Raw genomic sequence first — 16,586 nt, forward strand, 5'->3', positions numbered from 1 at the left:
CGGCACCCCGGAGGGCGCCGGCCGTTCGTCGGGACGATCAGGGGCTCGCAGAACAAGCCGTCGAGGTCAGCCGTCGAGCTCGTCGAGCTCCGGACCGAGCCTCTCCTCGAGGCTGTGGAAGAAGGCGATCACGGTGCTCAGCCCGCACTTGATCGCGCTGTCGATCTGGGAGTCCAGCGCACCGGCGCGGAAGTCGGCGGCGAGCTCGCCGTAGACGCCCAGCAGGCCCTCGGACTCACGGCGCACGTAGACCTTGGGCCAGACGCGGTTCATGTTCCACTCGTTGCACAGCTTGACCATCTCCACCTTGCGGGAGATGTCCACGGAGTGGTTCCAGCGCCCACGGGTCTGCATCACGGCCTGGTCCTCGCCGGAGAGCATGAACTGGAATCGGTAGTCGTCGAACCGGGCGCGGAGGATCTCCGGGTGCTCCTCGTCCTCGACGAAGGCGTACCCACGACGGGCGAGACTCTCCTCGACCCGCGTCAGGGACATCGGGGCCAGAGCCGCGGCCGAGTCCGGCAGCGCGGAGGACTCGTTCGGTGCAGTCACTTCCAACCTCAGGTATCGCACTAGAAGATGAGGACGGCCCGGGGACCCGGACCGCGGCTCACCCTACTCCCTCCCCCTGGTATTCGGCCCCTCACCAGGAGTGATCCGCCTGACGATCGGTGAGCGCGCAGGTAGGGTGCAGGTATGGACGACCCCTCGGATTCCCGTGGCGGGCCACTCCCGGGCGCCGCCCCGCTGATCGCGATCGTCGGCGCCACCGCCACCGGCAAGTCCGACCTCGCCATCGCCCTGGCCCGGCAGCTGGACGGCGAGGTGGTGGGCGCCGACGCCCTCCAGCTCTATCGCGGCATGGACATCGGCACCGCCAAGGTGCCGCCGACCGAGCGGGATGGCATCCCGCATCACCTCATCGACGTGCTCGAGGTGACCGAGGAGGCCAGCGTCTCCGCGTACCAGCGCGCCGCCCGGGAGGCGATCGCGGCGATCCGCGCCCGGGGCCGCACCCCGATCCTGGTCGGCGGTTCCGGCTTGTACGTGCGCGCCGTGCTCGACGACATCGAGTTCCCTCCCACCGACGCCGCCACCCGCGCACGCCTGGAGGCTCGCGCCGCGCACGAGGGACCCCGAGCGCTGCACGCCCAGCTGGCGGGCAGCGATCCCGAGGCCGCCGCCGCGATCGGGCCCGGGGACACCCGTCGCATCGTGCGTGCCCTCGAGGTGGGAGAGCTGACCGGACGCTCCTTCACGGCCTTCCTGCCCCGTCCGCAGTACGTCCAGCAGGGAACCGTCCAGATCGGACTCCGCCTCGAGCGCGCCGACCTGCACTCCCGCATCGCCCGCCGCGTGGACCGGATGGTTGACCTCGGCCTGCTGCAGGAGATTCGCGATCTGCGCGTGCGCGGGCTGGACCGGGGTGCGACCGCGCGTCGGGCGATCGGCTACGAGCAGGGCCTGGCCGTGCTCGAGGGCACCATGAGCTGTGCCGACGCGATCGAATCCACCATCGTCGGCACCCGCCGCCTGGTGCGCAAGCAGGACACCTGGTTCCGCCGCGACCACCGCGTGCGCTGGATCGACGCCGACGCCGACGGCGACGCCGACGGCGCCCCGGGCGCTCCGGGGGCCCCGGCGACCGCCCCGCGCCGAACGATCGACAGCGCCCTGGCCCAGATCGAGGCGGGCATCACGGCTGCCCGGTCCGATTCCGACGCAGGCCGTAGGCTCGAGCCATGACCGAGAACGTGCGATTCACCAAGGGCCACGGCACCGAGAACGACTTCGTGCTGCTCGACGACCCCGAGGGCCGGGTGGAGCTGGATCCTCAGCAGGTCGTCGCCCTCACCGACCGTCGTGCCGGCATCGGCGGCGACGGCGTGATCCGCGCCGTGCGCACCCGGCGGGCCGGGATCGACGCCCCGGCGGACGCCCCCGAGTGGTTCATGGACTATCGCAACGCCGACGGCTCGCTCGCCGAGATGTGCGGCAACGGGGTGCGGGTGCTCGCCGCCCACCTCCGCCGCACCGGCCATGTCCGCGAGGACCGCTTCGCCCTCTGGACCCGCGCCGGGGCGCGCACCGTCGAGATCCTCGAGCGCCCCGCCGACGAAGGCGCTCCCTGGTCGGTGAGGGTGGGGATGGGCGTGAGCGCTCTCGTCCCCGCGGCCCGCGCCGTCGAGGTCGACGGGCACCGGCTCGAGGCGACCGACGTCGACATGGGCAATCCCCACGCCGTCGCGTTCCTGCCGGCGGATCTCGACCTGGCGGATCTCGACCTGATGCGCCGGCCCCCGGTCCTCGACCCGGCACCCCCCGATGGCGCCAACATCGAGCTGGTCGCCCGTCGCGGTGACCGTCACGTGGCGATGCGGGTGCTCGAACGCGGGGTGGGGGAGACCCGCTCCTGCGGGACGGGCGTGGCCGCTGTCGCGGTCGCTGCCGCTCACCGCGCCGGCGACGGGACCTGGGAGCCCTGGACGGTCGATGTGCCCGGTGGTCGTCTCCAGGTCGGCTGGAACGCCGAGGGCGAGGTCACCCTCACCGGTCCGGCCGTGCTCGTGGCCGACGTGACCCTGCTCGCCTGACCGGGGCTCAGCGCCGCGGCCCGACCTCCAGGACCCGGAAGCCCTTGGCGCTGGCCACCTTGGTGACCTCACGGTCTCCCAGCTGTTCGGCGAGCCAGCGGGCCAGCGGATCCGCCCCCAGGTTCTTTCCGACCACCAGGGCGGCGGTGCCCTGCGGCGACAGCCGTGCCATCCACCGCAGCAGCAGCGCGTGCAGGGCCTGCTTCCCGATCCGGATCGGCGGATTCGACCAGATCGCCTCGAACATCAGATCCTCGGGAACGTCCTCCGGGGCGGCCACGCGCAGGTTCGTGACCCCGGCCCGCACGGCGTTCTCGGCGGTCAGCGTCCGAGCGCGTTCGCTGACGTCCACCGCCCACACCTCCGCCCCGGGGTGCTCCAGCGCAGCGGTCAGAGCGATCGGCCCCCAGCCGCAGCCCAGATCCAGGATCCGGGCCCCGGGGCGCGGCACGGTGAGCGTGTCGAGACGTCCCAGCAGCACCGCGGTGGCTTTGTCCAGTCCGCGCCCGCTGAACACCGAGGCGCTGGAGACCAGGTCGAGGTCTCTGCCGGCCAGCCGCACGGGCAGGGGGACGCGCTGGTCGTCGGTCGCGGGGGAAGGGGTGAAGTAGTGCTCGTCCACCCCAGCAGGATACGGACCTCGCGGCCGGGCGTCGGCGCACGGGCCCCGTCGCGCCCCCGCAGCGGATCGCCGCCCGATCCGCCCAGGGCAAAATCGCTCGACCGCGGCGACGCGGCGTGGGATTCTGGGATGACAGCTCGTCCCCGACCCCAAGGAGCGCCCCGATCGTGCCCATTGCTTTCCATCCCGAACCCGATTCCGACACGGACGTCGACGGGACCACCACGGGAGGGACCGGGGCCACGGCGCGCACCGAGACCACGGACGCCGCGACCACCCCGTCCCGTCGGGACCCGTTGACCGAGCGGATCCTCTCCCGCGGCGACGCCTCCGTCTCCGCCGTGACCTACGACTCCGAGGCCGACGGCGCGCAGTACGACCTCGCCGACCGCCAGGCCCTGCGCCGCGTGGCGGGGCTCTCCACCGAGCTCGAGGACGTCACCGAGGTCGAGTACCGCCGACTCCGCCTGGAGCGCGTCGTCCTGGCCGGTCTGTACACCTCCGGCGACTCCGCCGAGGCGGAGACCAGCCTGCACGAGCTCGCGGCGCTCGCCGAGACCGCCGGCTCCACCGTGCTCGACGGCGTGCTCCAGCGCCGCGCCCACCCCGACCCGGCCACCTTCCTGGGCAAGGGCAAGGCCGCGGAGCTCGCGGAGGTCGTCGCCGAGCACGGCGCCGACACCGTGATCGCCGACGGCGAGCTCGGACCCGGCCAGCGCCGTGCGCTCGAGGACATCGTCAAGGTCAAGGTCATCGACCGCACCGCGCTGATCCTGGACATCTTCGCCCAGCACGCCAAATCCCGCGAGGGCAAGGCGCAGGTGGAGCTCGCCCAGCTCGAGTACCTGATGCCGCGACTGCGCGGCTGGGGCGAGTCGATGTCCCGGCAGGCCGGTGGCCAGGTGGGCGGCGCCGGTGCCGGTATGGGCTCGCGCGGCCCCGGCGAGACGAAGATCGAGCTGGACCGACGCCGCATCCGCGACCGCATGGCCAAGCTGCGCCGCCAGATCACGGCGATGACCCCGGGCCGGGACACCCAGCGCGCGGACCGCAAGCGCAACCAGGTGCCCGCGGTCGCGATCGCCGGATACACCAACGCCGGCAAGTCCTCGCTGCTGAACCGGCTCACCGGCGCCGGAGTCCTGGTCGAGAACGCCCTGTTCGCGACCCTCGACCCGACCGTGCGGCGCTCACGGACGCCCGACGGCCGCGAGTTCACCTACGCCGACACCGTCGGCTTCGTGCGGCACCTGCCCACCCAGCTGGTGGAGGCGTTCCGCTCCACCCTCGAGGAGGTCGGGGACGCCGACCTGCTGCTGCACGTGGTCGATGCCTCCCACCCCGACCCCGAAGGGCAGATCCGCGCCGTGCGCACCGTGCTCGGCGAGCTCGAGGGCTTCGACGTGCCCGAGATCGTCGTGCTCAACAAGGCGGACATCGCCGAGCCGGAGACGATCGCTCGACTGCGCAGCCAGGTCGGCGACCCGCTCGTCGTCTCCGCCCGCACGGGGATGGGCGTGGCGGAGCTGCGTGACCTGATCGCAGAGCGACTGCCCCGCCCGGCGGTCGAGGTCGACGTGGTCGTGCCCTATTCCCGCGGCGACCTCGTCTCGCGGGTGCACAGCAGCGGTGAGGTCCTGGCCGAGGAGCACATCATGGAGGGCACCCACCTCCACGCCCGCGTGGATGAGGCGCTCGCCGCAGAGCTGCACGGCGCGGCCTGACGGGGCGGGGACGACGGCGCGGATACCCTGATCCGATGACCACCGCCACCGCTCACCAGGCCGCCCCGGAGGCCGCCGACATCCAGCTGTCGACCCTCATGGACGCGGCGGTCACGGCGATCGGCGGCACCCAGCGTCCGGGCCAGCAGGCCATGGCACAGGCGGTGGAGACGGCCATGACCGGAGGGCGCCACCTGCTGGTCCAGGCCGGCACCGGAACCGGAAAATCGCTCGCCTATCTGGTGCCGGCGCTGCGCCACGCCCTGGTCAGCCGTCGGCCGGTGGTGATCTCCACCGCCACCATCGCGCTGCAGACGCAGATCGTGCGCAAGGACCTGCCGTACCTGGTCGAGGCGCTCTCCCCGCACCTGCCGCGCACCCCGACCTTCGCCCTGCTCAAGGGGCGGGCGAACTACCTGTGCCGCCACAAGATCGACGGCGGCTACCCCGTCGACATCGACCCCGGCGCGCTGTTCGCCGAGGCGTCCGCGGACCCCGCCCGGGGCGGCGGCGAACGCCTGGGCGACCAGGTGCGTCGCCTGCGCGAGTGGTCCGAGGAGACCGACAGCGGCGACCGCGACGCGCTGGACGACCCCGTCTCCGATCGCGCCTGGCGGCAGGTCTCCGTCACCGGCTCCCAGTGCTTGGGCGGCACCTGCCCGATGGTCGAGTCCTGCTTCGCCGAGCACAGCCGGGAGCTCGCTCGCGAGGTCGACATCGTGGTGACCAATCACGCTCTGCTGGCGATCGACTCCTTCGACAACCACGGCATCATCCCCGACCACGACGTCGTCGTCTTCGACGAGGCGCATGACCTCACCGGCCGGGTCACCGGCGCCGTCACCGAGGTCCTCAGCCCCGGCATGCTGCGGGGCACCGTGCGGGAGCTGCGCGGCCTGGGGGTCGCGGCGACGGCTCTCGACGACGCCGCCGAGGAGCTGCGGGAGGCCCTCGAGCTGGCGCCGGACGGCCGGGTGCTCGGTGACCTGCCCGACCGTCTGGCCGATGCCGTCCAGCAGCTGCGCGTCGAGGCGCGGACCGCCCACTCCGATGCGAAGGACGCCGGCGAGGACGGCTCCGCGTCCACGGCCGGGACCCGCAAGACGGTCCGGGCGAACCTGCAGGAGATCATCGACGTCTGCGAGCGGCTCGGCGCGCCGGGGGAGGACGACGTGGTCTCCGTCTCCCGCTCCCAGGCCACCGGTCGCTCCAGCATCCAGGTGGCGCCCCTCAGCGTCGCCGCCGCCATGCGCGGCGCGATCCTCGAGGACCGCACCGCCGTGCTCACCTCGGCGACGCTCGCCCTCGCCGGCCGTTTCGAACCCGCTGCCGGCGAGGTGGGCCTGGGCCGGGCCGGTCGCACCGAGGTGGACGAGCTGCCGCCGGGGGAGGACAGCGGAGCCTGGGCCGGCCTCGACGTGGGCAGCCCCTTCGCCTATCGGAGCCAGGGGATCCTCTACACCGCCCGCCACCTGCCGCAGCCCGGACGGGAGGGACCATCGCCGGCGATGCTCGACCACCTGACCGATCTGGTGGAGGCATCCCGCGGGGGCGCGCTGTGCCTGTTCTCCTCGCGCCGCGGCGCGGAACTGGCGGCCGAGCACGTGCGCGCCCGACTCGACCTCACGATCGAGGTGCAGGGGGAGGACTCGATGGCGAACCTGGTGCGGAACTTCCGCGAGGACGAGGACGCCTCCCTGTTCGGCACCCTCACTCTGTGGCAGGGGGTGGACGTCTCGGGCCGGTCGCTGCGTCTGGTCACCATCGACCGGATCCCGTTCCCGCGACCCGACGACCCGCTGACCTCCGCCCGCCAGGAGCGGATCGCCCGGCACGGCGGCAACGGGTTCATGTCCGTCTCCGCCCAGCACGCCGCGCTGCTGCTGGCCCAGGGCGCGGGGCGCCTGATCCGCTCGCAGGAGGACCGGGGCATGGTGGCCGTGCTGGATCCGCGCCTGGCCACCGCGCGCTACGGAGGCTTCCTGCGCGAGGCGGTGCCGCCGTTGTGGCCGACGGCCGATCCCGAGGTCGCGCTCGGCGCTCTGCGCCGTCTCGCCGATTCCTGAGACCGCCGCGGCGGCGGGCCCGAGGGCCGGTCGCAGCGGCCGGGGCGCTCAGACCGCGCGCAGCACCGCGACGACCTTGCCGAGGATCTCGGCGTGGTCGCCCAGGATCGGGGCGAAGGCTGGGTTGTGCGGCATGAGCCAGACGTGGTCGTCGCGCTGCACGAACGTCTTCACGGTGGCCTCTCCGTCGATCATGGCGGCGACGATCTCACCCTTCTCGGCCGAGCGCTGAGAGCGCACCACCACCCAGTCGCCGTCGCAGATGGCGGCGTCGATCATGGAATCGCCGACGACCTGCAGCAGGAAGAGGTTCCCGTCGCCGACCAGGCGCGAGGGGAGGGTGAAGACGTCCTCGACCTGCTCCTCGGCCGTGATCGGCACCCCGGCTGCGATCCGGCCGACCAGCGGCACCGTGACCGACTCGGGGGATATGTCCGGGATCGGCACGGGGGCCGGGGCACCGTCCTCCTCGGGCATCACGACCTCCATCGCCCGCGGGCGCTTCGGATCCCGTCGCAGGAAGCCCTTGCGCTCGAGCGCCTGGAGCTGATGGGACACCGACGAGGAGGACGTCAGGCCGACGGCGTCGCCGATCTCCCGCATCGTGGGCGGGTACCCGTGGGCGGAGACCGCGTCGTTGATGGTCTCCAGGACGAGGCGCTGGCGACGGGTGAGGCCGGCCGTCGCGGGATCCGCCGGGGCGTCGCCGCGGGACCGGATCGGCGGGGGGGTGCTCGGCGTCATCGTGCGGCCTCCTGGCTTCGTCTGTCGGACCCTCGCGGTTCCGTTGTCCTGTCACCCAGCCTAGGGCGGCGCGCACCGGATGCCAAACAGGTGTTCGAGATTCCTCTTGCGTGTCGCGCCGCTCCCCGGCTACAGTCGCACAAAGATTCGATCGAACAGGAGTTCGGATATGACGACGCAGACCGCGACGGTCCTTCCCTTCCGGCAGCATCGCGACCAGCACGACGCGCAGGCCTCTCGAGCGGATGTTCGACTCGAGCCCACCCGGCGCGGTCGCGCGCTGCTGACGCTGGCAGCCTTCGTGCTCGGGCTCCTCGTCGCCGGCGCCCTGCTGCTGGTGTTCGACGTGCCCTCCGCCGTGGCGGGCCCTGAGCCGGAGCCTCCGACGACCATCACGGTCGAGGCCGGGGACACCCTGTGGGGCTACGCCGAGCAGTACGCTCCGGCACCGATGAGCGAGCGGGAGTACATCGCCGAGGTGCGCACGCTCAACCAGTTGGCCACCGGGCGCGTCACCGCCGGTCAGCAGATCGAGCTGCCGTCGCCGGGATCCCTCGAGCGCTGAGCGGGCGACGTGCCGGTATCCTGACCGGATGCACTGCCCGTTCTGCCGCCATCCTGACTCCCGGGTCGTGGATTCGCGCACGTCCGACGACGGCGCGACCATCCGGCGCCGTCGTCAGTGCCCGAACTGTTCGCGGCGCTTCTCGACTTCCGAGACGGCCTCCCTGTCCGTGCTCAAGCGCTCCGGCGTCAGTGAACCGTTCAGCCGGGCGAAGGTGATCTCCGGCGTGCGCAAGGCCTGCCAGGGTCGCCCGGTCAGCGACGACCAGCTGGCGATGCTCGCCCAGCGGGTCGAGGAGACGATCCGCTCCAGCGGCCAGGCGGAGATCGACGCGCACCAGGTCGGCCTGTCGATCCTGCAGCCGCTGCAGGAGCTCGACCTGGTCGCCTACCTCCGGTTCGCGAGCGTGTACCAGGACTTCGACACGCTCGAGGACTTCGAGAGCGAGATCGCCCGGCTGCGCGCCGAGGCGGCCTCCGCGTCGGTCTGAGAGACGGGTCGATCCCGACGGAGCGTGGGGGTTTCCAGATTTCTGCGCCGATCGGTTCGAAGCAGCCGTCGGCTGTGCATAAGATGTCCCCCGTGCACTCTCGCAGTGCACGACCGATCGGCGGTCGCGGAGGGGAAGCCGCGGCCGCCGATCCCGGTCTCAGGACGGGCCGATCCCCGCCGGCAGATCCCGGGCGTGGACCACGCCGAGGTGCCGGGTCGGCCGGCTCATCGCGACGTAGAGGTCGCCGGCGCCGTGAGCGTCGATCAGCTCGGCCGGTTCCAGGATGATCACCCCGTCGAACTCCAGCCCCTTCGCATCCTGCGCGGTCATCACGGCGATCTCGTCGTCCACGCCGGCGGAGCCCGCGCCTGCCCGGGGCAGCTGAGGGTGATCGTGCAGCCGTGCGAGCACGGCATCGATGCGCTCGGCCACCGTGATCACGGCCAGGCGTCCGGTGCCGGTGTCGTACGCGGCGCTCACCGCCTCGGCCGTGCGGTCGGCGAGCTCGGTCTCCTCGCTCCGCTCGATCAGCGGATCATGATCGCCTTCCCGGACCGAGCTGACTTCGGTGACCGGCAGCTGATGGGCCTTCGCCATCGCGACGGCCCGGTCCATGATCCGGCTCGGGGTGCGGTAGTTGACGGTGAGATGCTCGACCTGCAGGCGATCTTGGATGTACGGGCCCAGCGCATCCGTCCAGGACGAGGTCCCTCCGGCCGAGGAGGTCTGGGCGACGTCCCCGACCACGGTGAAGGACTTCGTGGGAGCGCGCCGCATCAGGGCCCGCCAGCTCATGGGGGAGTGCTCCTGGGCCTCGTCGACCACGACGTGCCCGTAGGTCCAGCTGCGCTCGGCGGAGGCGCGCTCGGCGAGGGTGCGGCCGTCGCGGATCTGGCTGACCTGGTCGGCGAGGTCCTCGGCGCGCACGATGCCCGAGGTGTCGACGTTCTCGATCACCCGGCGGGCGTAGTCGACGTCGGCCTCCCGCCGGTCGGCCGCCTCCCGGGCCCGGGCCTCGGCCGGAGCGGCATCCTCGCCCAGCAGCTCGGCGACCTCGTCCAGCAGCGGGACGTCCTCGACCGTCCAGGCCGAGTCCTTCGGGCGGACCAGCAGCTGGAGCTGCCCGACGAGAGCCGGTGGCGCCGCGGCGCGCAGCCGGTCCGGTCGGGACAGCAGGATGCGCAGGAAGCCCTGCGGCGTGTAGGGGAGCCAGGCCAGGTTCAGCCGACGCTTGATCTCATGGTCGTGGCGGAGGTCGGACAGCAGGTCGGGACGGTCCTCCGGCACCACGGTCCTGCCGCGCGCGATCAGCGCCTTCTCGTAGGCCTCGACCAGGCGGTCCATCGCCGCCCGGACGAACACGGAACGGGCGGCGTTGTGCGGCTTGTGCGTGGAGCGGGCCTCCCGCCGCGCCGCGCGGAGCGCGTCACGGGTGAGCGTGATCGGGGTGCCGTCGATCCTCAGCTCGAGGTCGTCCGACGGGATGACCTGGCGCTGCTTGACCGCACGGGCGAGGAGCTCGGCCATCGCGGTATCGCCCTTGACCCGGGCGACCTCGTCGCGGTCGTGGACGAAGGTCTCGATGCCGGGGAAGAGCTCGCCCGGGGTCAGCATGACCACTCCGGACTCGCCGAGGCTCGGCAGGACCCGTTCGATGTACCGCAGGAACCCCGAGGTGGGGGCCATGATCAGCACGCCCGTGTGCTCGAGCCGGCGGCGATGGGTGTAGAGCAGGTAGGCCGCCCGATGCAGGGCGACGGCCGTCTTGCCGGTGCCGGGGCCGCCCTGGACCACGAGCACGCCGCGGTTCGTCGAGCGGATGATGCGGTCCTGCTCGGACTGGATGGTCGCGACGATGTCGCCCATGCGCCCGGTGCGCTGCCCGGAGACGGCCGCGAGCAGGGCTCCCTCGCCCTGCAGCACCACGTCGTGGTGGTCGCCCTCGAACACCGCCTGGTCCAGGACGTCGTCCTCGAGCCCGATCACGCTGCGACCGCGGCTGATCAGGTGGCGGCGCAGGCGCACGTTCTGGCGGTCGGTGCTGGTGGCCTGGTAGAAGGCGGCAGCGGCGGGGGCGCGCCAGTCCACCAGGAGCTGCTCGCGATCGGCGGTGAACAGTCCGATGCGGCCGATGTAGTGCCGGGCCGCCTCGTCGGTGTCGAGCCGGCCGAAGACGACGCTGCGGGCCACGGAGCGCAGGAGGGCCAGGCGGTCCTCGTACATCGCCATGAACGAATCCCGCTCGGACCGGTTCTGGTGGGTCGAGGCATGCTGGGAGGCCTGGATCTGCTCCAGGTTCCCCTCGACCTGCGTGATGAGCTCGTCGAGCCGAGCGTAGAGCCGGTCGGCGTAGGCCTGCTCGCGCGCGATCTCCCGGGCGATCTGCTCTTCCGCCTCGTCCACGGACCTGCCCCCTTCGACGGTTGATCCTGCCGCCGCCCAGGAAACACCCGGGGTCGGCGAAGCACGGTGGTCCATTATGGTGGACGGGCCTGGGTGCGCGTGCCATCCGGACCCCGACATCTGGCCGGCCACGAGGGAGGAGACGCCGATGCGTGACCCACGTGACCTGTACCGGTTCGAGGACGCCGAGGTGCTGGCCGCGGTCCCTCGCACGGGACTGACCCTGGTCCATGCCCTGCCGGGCCTGGTCGACGCCGGCAGCGCCTGCCGGATCGCCTCCACCTACCTGCGGGACGAACTGCGCCACCTGCGGCTGGTCACCTTCGACATGGACGAGCTGCTGGACTACCGCGGGTCCCGCCCGCAGGCTGTGTTCGACGGCACCTCCTACGCGAGCGTCGACATTCCGGAGCTGACCCTGTCCCTCATGTACGACGAGGCCGATCGCCCGTTCCTGTTCCTCGACGGACCGGAGCCGGACCTGCAGTGGCGGCGCCTGTCCGAGGCGCTCATCGATCTGGTCGAGTTCTTCGACGTCGAGCGCGTGGTGGGCATGCAGGCGGTGCCCATGGCGGTCCCGCACACCCGCCCGATCGGCTTGATCGCCCACGCCAACGACCCGTCCCTGCTGGGGCGGCCGGGGTCCCGGCCGACGCCGGCGCCGGGGACCGCCCCGGCGGCGGACAGCGAGGAGGCCGCCGAGATCGTGGTGCCGGCCGCCTTCGGCGCGCTGCTGGAGCACGAGCTCGGCCGCGCCGACCATCCGGCGATGGGCTACGCCGCGCAGATCCCGCACTACCTCACGCGGACCGACTTCCCGGCCGGCGCGCTCGCCCTGCTGCGCCGGGTCAGCGACGCCGCCGGCCTCGACCTGCCGCTGGTCCACCTCGGCGACCTCACCGATGCGGCGACCGTCGCCCTGCAGGGCACGCTCGCGCAGAACGACGAGGTGCGCCAGATCGTCACCGCCCTCGAGGAGCAGTACGACTCCCTGAGCGAGGGCGAGGACGCCTCGTCGCTCGCGACCACGATGGATCTGCCGACGGCCGACGAGATCGGCGAGCACTTCGAACGTTTCCTGGCCGATCACGACGGTGACGGTCCGGACGATCCGCGCTCCTGGTAGGCCCCGGGAATCCCGTGGGCGGTGCGTCCTGCGACGAGTTGTTACTGCTTCGTGACCGCTGATCGCCGATCGGCGTGTGAACGAGGACACTGCCGTGACAGAATGGCGGCGTTGCGGTGATGCAGGTCCAGCAGGACAGTCCGTCGAAGGTGCCTCGGCACAGCAGTACGGCTTGCACCTGACGCCACCCGCCTCGGCGGGGGACGGCTTCACGCGGCGCCGCGATCGCGTACCGCGATCGTTGATGGACGACACAGAAGGTGACAGGTATGGCACAGGGCTCGGTCAAGTGGTTCAACGCCGAAAAGGGCTACGGATTCATCGAGATCGACGGAGGCGGCGCTGACGTCTTCGTGCATCACAGCAAGATCGACATGGACGGTTACCGCGCCCTCGATGAGGGCCAGCGCGTGGAGTTCGAGGTCAGCCAGGGAGACAAGGGCCCGCAGGCCGAGCAGGTCCGCCCCCTCTGATCCCGGGTTCTCCGAGATATCACGGACCGGGCAGGAGCAGATGCTCCTGCCCGGTCCGTCGTCGTCCAGGGGTGGCCCGCCGCCGACGGCGGCCGAGCCGGCGGGTTCAGCGCTCGGTGAGCACCTTGCCCGCACGCGCCAGCGCCTGGACCTGAGCGGGCTGCGCGAGCCGCACCGAGACCGCGTCGGACCTCAGGTCGCGGTCGATCCCCTCGGGCAGAGGCCGGTCGGAGGCCAGGAGCACGCAGTTGCCCCGCCGCTTGCCGGACAGATGCGCCGGCTCGGCGATCACGCCGACGTGGACGAAGACGGAGCTGAGGGTGGCGACCTCATCGGCCATCAGCCCCGTTCCCGGGGGAGCGGCGCAGTTGGCGAGGTAGAGCCCACCGGGCCTCAGCACCCGAGCGGCGTGCTCGGCAGCCTCGCGGGAGATCAGCGGGGCGGGCGTCGTCGCCCCGGAGAACACGTCGCGCACCAGGACATCGAAGCGGTCCTCCCGCCAGGAGGCCAGGGCGCTGAGGGCGTCCTCGATCCGCAGGCGCAGCTGCGGTGAGCGCGGCAGGTCGAACCAGACGCGGACCTGATCGGCCAGCAGCTCGTCGAGCTCGACCACGATCTGTCGGGAGCCGAGACGACTCGCCGCGATCGCCCGGGGCAGCGAGCAGCCGCCCCCGCCGAGATGGGCGAGCTGGGGCCCGGAGCGCCCGCTCGTCGACGGGCCGGTCACGACGGGGCCGAGGTGCTGGTCGATGGCGATCAGCATCCACCGCATGTACTCGAAGACCAGATGCTCGGGATCCGGGTGCAGGTGCGAGGAGGGCACACCGTTGACCTCGAGCAGGACGGAGCCGTCGTTCTCGAGCGTGAGGCGGGCCGTCCCCGTCGAGATCGGCAGGGCGGTATCGAGCGGACCGAGGTGCTCGAAGGGGGCGTGGCGGACACGCGCGCGTCGGGGCATCGTTCCACTCTAGAAGACGCGACGCCGGGGAAAGGCGCGGTGCCGGCAGGAGACGTGCGGTGCCGGCAGGAGACGTGAGTGCCGGCAGGAGACGTGATGCCGACGGACGTCGCGACGGCGCAGACGGCGCCATGCCCATCCTCCCCACCCCCTGACCGTCCCCACCGACGGCCTGCCCCGTTCGTCTGTCGGACCCCGCACCTAGCGTGAGGGACATCAGCAGTCGAGGCGGTCCCGAGCTCGTGCGGGCGGCGGGGCCCGGGGAAGGAGGACCAGCGATGACCACCACCACGTCCCGCCGGCGAGGGCGGGCCGGTCAGCTCCCGTCCGACGGGCGCAGCCTCCGGCTGCGACTCGCGCATCTGGACCAGGACCAGGCGGATCTGGACCGGGCCCGCGACCTGCTGCGCCGGGGACGTGAGGCCGCCGCCGACGATCCGCGGGAGGCCTTCGAGCTCGTGCACCGGTCGGCGCTGCGGGGTGCGGGGATCCTGGTCGCCCGAGCCAACCGTGATCGGCGGCGCCGGCTCCCGCTGAACGTCTGGACGGCGCTGGAGAAGCTCGGCGGCGCGGAGGCCGAGCGGGCGAGCGCCCTGCCCCCGCTGGTGGCGGAGCGGGCGCGACTGGACCGCGACCCTTCGGCGCACCCCGACCCGCAGCTGCTCAGCGAGCATCTGCGGGAGACGGCGGAGCACCTCGACGAGGTCTCCCGGCGTCTGCTCGCCGATCTCCCGGATCACGTCATCTCCCTGGCCGGATGACGCATCCCGGGCGGGCCTCGCGCCGTGCCGCGCCGAGTACAGTGCCAGCACGAAGGAGGTGCCGATGCACGCACGGATGGGCGCGGAGTCCTCCCCGGAGATCCCCGGGATCCTCCACCTGGATATGGATGCCTTCTTCGCCTCCGTCGAGGTGCGCGACGACCCGGGCCTGCAGGGCCTGCCGGTCGTGGTGGGAGGGGCCGGGGCCCGCGGCGTGGTCGCCGCCGCCAGCTATCCCGCCCGCACCCGCGGGATCCGCTCGGCGATGCCGATGGCCTCGGCGCGGCGTCTGGCCCCGGACCTGGTCATCGTCCCGCCCCGGATCGCCCACTACCGCGAGGCCTCCGCCCGGGTGATGGAGATCCTCGGATCGGTGGTCGCCGAGGTGGAGCAGATCAGCATCGACGAGGCCTTCCTCGACGTGCGCGGCGCGCGGCGACTGTTCGGGGAGCCCGAACAGATCGCCGCCCTGCTGCGACGGACGATCCGCGAGGAGCTGGATCTGCCCAGCTCCGTGGGCGGCTCGGTCTCCCGCGCGGTCGCCAAGATCGCCTCGGCGCGGGCGAAGCCCGACGGTCAGCTGATCGTCGCGGCGGCGGAGACGGCCGACTTCCTGGCCCCGCTGCCGGTCTCTGCGGTCTCCGGGATCGGACCCAAGGCCGTCGCCGCCCTCGAACGGATCGGGGTCCACACCATCGGCCAGATCCGCGAGATCCCCGCATCCGCCCTGGCCCGCGCGCTCGGTCCGCGTGCGTCGGAGATCGCCCAGCTCGCCGCGGGCAACGACCGCACAGGTCTGGGACACCGCGTGCGCGACAAGTCCCTGGGCACCGAACGCACCTGGGACGAGGACCTCACCGACGCCGCGCAGGTGCGCCGAAACATCACCGTGATGGCCGATGACGTCGCCCGGCAGCTGCGCCGCGGCGAGCTCGTCGCCCGCACGGTCGTGCTCAAGCTGCGCAGCCCGGACGGGACCACCATCACCCGCTCCTCGACCCTGGACCAGCCGACGGCGAGCGGCGAGCGATTGCGCGAGCACGTGGTGGCTCTGTGGGAACGGGAGAGCCACGGCCTGCACCGCATCCGACTGGCCGGCGTGCGCGCCACCCACCTCGAGCCCGAGGCCTCGACCCCGTACCAGCACGAGCTGACCGTCCGGTCGGGGCAATGGCGAGATCTCGAAGCGGCGATGGACCGCGCCGTGGACCGTTTCGGGACCACGAGCCTCAGCCGCGGGTCCACCCTTTCGGGGGCCCCGGAAGCGGCACCGCGCGGGGATTCCCCGCCCTCTCCCGACCAGGATCGGCCCTGAGGCGCCGCCCGCTCGTGTGATGCTTCGCGGTCGGAGTTCCCATTACTCAGGAAGTGGCTCTAAACTGGGGGAAACGCCGATGGGGGCTCCGGACCACGATCGGCGGTCGGTGCGCCCACCAGCGCGAGAGGACCGGGGACAAGGAGCGGGAATCATGCCGCTGTCTGACCATGAGCAGAAGATGCTCGACGAGATGGAGCGTCAGCTCTTCGCTGACGATCCACGGCTCGCGCGCGCGTTCGCGCCGACCAAGAATCGTCGGCGCAGCGGGCGACGGATCGCGATCGGCCTCGGGGGCGTCGTCGTCGGCCTCGGAGTGCTGATCCTGGCCGTCTCGCTGCCCGCCATCTGGCTCGGCGTCATCGCCTTCATCGGGATGCTCGCCGGTGCCGTCTACGCGGTGACCACCCCGAGCTCCTCCTCGCAGGAGGGCCCCTCCGATTCCGGGGGCGGCGGCGGTGGGGGCAGCGGCCCCAGCACCCCGCGGGGCGACGACGGGGGAACCTTCATGAGCAAGCTCGAGGCGCGCTGGGAGAAGCGCTCCGGAGACGACCCGCGCCTCTGAGGCGGTCTCGCCGACGCGGCATCACGCGCCCGTCACCACCACGACCCTGAAGCCCCGGCTCCCGCGAGCCGGGGCTTCGTCGTGCCCGGGCCCGGGTTTCGCGCCCGCCGGCCACCCGCGATCGGTCGCCGGACCCGAGTGATCCCCGCCGTCCGCCCGCGATCGGTGGCCAGGCGC

General features: G+C 72.4%; 16 protein-coding genes. 11 read left to right on the forward strand and 5 right to left on the reverse strand.

Features of this window, described 5'->3' with window-relative positions; all coding sequences use genetic code 11:
• Nucleotides 1–66 precede the first annotated feature (66 nt).
• Nucleotides 67–552, reverse strand: coding sequence for a type III secretion system chaperone family protein (locus JOF44_RS18580; protein ID WP_342591844.1), 486 nt, complete (start codon nt 550–552; stop codon nt 67–69).
• Nucleotides 553–696: 144 nt separating this feature from the next.
• On the opposite strand from JOF44_RS18580, the gene miaA reads away from it, so the two are divergent.
• Nucleotides 697–1,746, forward strand: coding sequence for a tRNA (adenosine(37)-N6)-dimethylallyltransferase MiaA (gene miaA, locus JOF44_RS18585; protein ID WP_209894979.1), 1,050 nt, complete (start codon nt 697–699; stop codon nt 1,744–1,746).
• Nucleotides 1,743–2,594 carry a diaminopimelate epimerase gene (gene dapF, locus JOF44_RS18590; RefSeq protein ID WP_209894981.1) on the forward strand — a complete coding sequence of 284 codons (852 nt, stop codon included), beginning with the start codon at nt 1,743–1,745 and terminating at the stop codon, nt 2,592–2,594. Before miaA ends, dapF begins: the two co-directional genes overlap by 4 nt.
• A gap of 7 nt (nt 2,595–2,601) precedes the next feature.
• Here dapF and JOF44_RS18595 read toward each other — a convergent pair whose 3' ends face one another.
• Entirely contained in the window at nt 2,602–3,216 is a 615-nt protein-coding gene (locus JOF44_RS18595) for a class I SAM-dependent methyltransferase (protein ID WP_209894983.1), read from the reverse strand.
• A 167-nt stretch (nt 3,217–3,383) separates the two neighbouring features.
• On the opposite strand from JOF44_RS18595, the gene hflX reads away from it, so the two are divergent.
• Together hflX and JOF44_RS18605 are read left to right on the forward strand one after the other, a co-directional pair.
• Nucleotides 3,384–4,940, forward strand: coding sequence for a GTPase HflX (hflX, locus tag JOF44_RS18600; protein WP_209894985.1), 1,557 nt, complete (start codon nt 3,384–3,386; stop codon nt 4,938–4,940).
• A 35-nt stretch (nt 4,941–4,975) separates the two neighbouring features.
• Complete coding sequence (locus JOF44_RS18605) at nt 4,976–7,006, forward strand: ATP-dependent DNA helicase (protein WP_209894987.1); 2,031 nt, start codon at nt 4,976–4,978, stop codon at nt 7,004–7,006.
• 48 nt (nt 7,007–7,054) lie between these two features.
• Here JOF44_RS18605 and lexA read toward each other — a convergent pair whose 3' ends face one another.
• Nucleotides 7,055–7,750, reverse strand: a complete 696-nt coding sequence (gene lexA, locus JOF44_RS18610; protein ID WP_209894989.1) for a transcriptional repressor LexA — start codon at nt 7,748–7,750, stop codon at nt 7,055–7,057.
• 169 nt (nt 7,751–7,919) lie between these two features.
• Between lexA and JOF44_RS18615 the strand changes: the two genes are divergently transcribed.
• Together JOF44_RS18615 and nrdR are read left to right on the forward strand one after the other, a co-directional pair.
• Nucleotides 7,920–8,315, forward strand: a complete 396-nt coding sequence (locus JOF44_RS18615; RefSeq protein ID WP_209894991.1) for a peptidoglycan-binding protein LysM — start codon at nt 7,920–7,922, stop codon at nt 8,313–8,315.
• A 28-nt stretch (nt 8,316–8,343) separates the two neighbouring features.
• A complete protein-coding gene (gene nrdR, locus JOF44_RS18620) occupies nt 8,344–8,805 on the forward strand; it encodes a transcriptional regulator NrdR (protein WP_209894993.1) in 462 nt (153 codons plus the stop codon).
• Between the two features lie 159 nt (nt 8,806–8,964).
• Here the strand turns inward: nrdR and JOF44_RS18625 are convergent, their stop codons facing one another.
• Nucleotides 8,965–11,211 (reverse strand): HelD family protein, encoded by a 2,247-nt coding sequence (locus JOF44_RS18625; protein WP_209894995.1) that lies wholly within the window; start codon nt 11,209–11,211, stop codon nt 8,965–8,967.
• A gap of 148 nt (nt 11,212–11,359) precedes the next feature.
• On the opposite strand from JOF44_RS18625, the gene JOF44_RS18630 reads away from it, so the two are divergent.
• Nucleotides 11,360–12,337, forward strand: a complete 978-nt coding sequence (locus tag JOF44_RS18630) for a proteasome assembly chaperone family protein (protein WP_209894997.1) — start codon at nt 11,360–11,362, stop codon at nt 12,335–12,337.
• 269 nt (nt 12,338–12,606) lie between these two features.
• A complete protein-coding gene (locus JOF44_RS18635) occupies nt 12,607–12,810 on the forward strand; it encodes a cold-shock protein (protein WP_010551414.1) in 204 nt (67 codons plus the stop codon).
• Between the two features lie 106 nt (nt 12,811–12,916).
• On the opposite strand, the gene JOF44_RS18640 is transcribed toward JOF44_RS18635, so the two are convergent.
• Complete coding sequence (locus JOF44_RS18640) at nt 12,917–13,768, reverse strand: spermidine synthase (RefSeq protein WP_209894999.1); 852 nt, start codon at nt 13,766–13,768, stop codon at nt 12,917–12,919.
• Nucleotides 13,769–14,046: 278 nt separating this feature from the next.
• Here JOF44_RS18640 and JOF44_RS18645 point away from each other — a divergent pair, with 278 nt between their 5' ends.
• The 3 genes from JOF44_RS18645 to JOF44_RS18655 all read left to right on the forward strand — a co-directional run bounded on the left by JOF44_RS18645 (nt 14,047) and on the right by JOF44_RS18655 (nt 16,409).
• A complete protein-coding gene (locus JOF44_RS18645) occupies nt 14,047–14,529 on the forward strand; it encodes an SAV_6107 family HEPN domain-containing protein (protein ID WP_209895001.1) in 483 nt (160 codons plus the stop codon).
• A 64-nt stretch (nt 14,530–14,593) separates the two neighbouring features.
• On the forward strand, nt 14,594–15,844 hold the full coding sequence (gene dinB, locus JOF44_RS18650; RefSeq protein ID WP_209895003.1) for a DNA polymerase IV: 1,251 nt from the start codon (nt 14,594–14,596) through the stop codon (nt 15,842–15,844).
• Between the two features lie 154 nt (nt 15,845–15,998).
• Nucleotides 15,999–16,409, forward strand: a complete 411-nt coding sequence (locus JOF44_RS18655; protein ID WP_209895005.1) for a DUF3040 domain-containing protein — start codon at nt 15,999–16,001, stop codon at nt 16,407–16,409.
• Nucleotides 16,410–16,586: the final 177 nt, after the last annotated feature.

Source organism: Brachybacterium fresconis (genome assembly GCF_017876515.1).
GTDB lineage: Bacteria > Actinomycetota > Actinomycetes > Actinomycetales > Dermabacteraceae > Brachybacterium > Brachybacterium fresconis.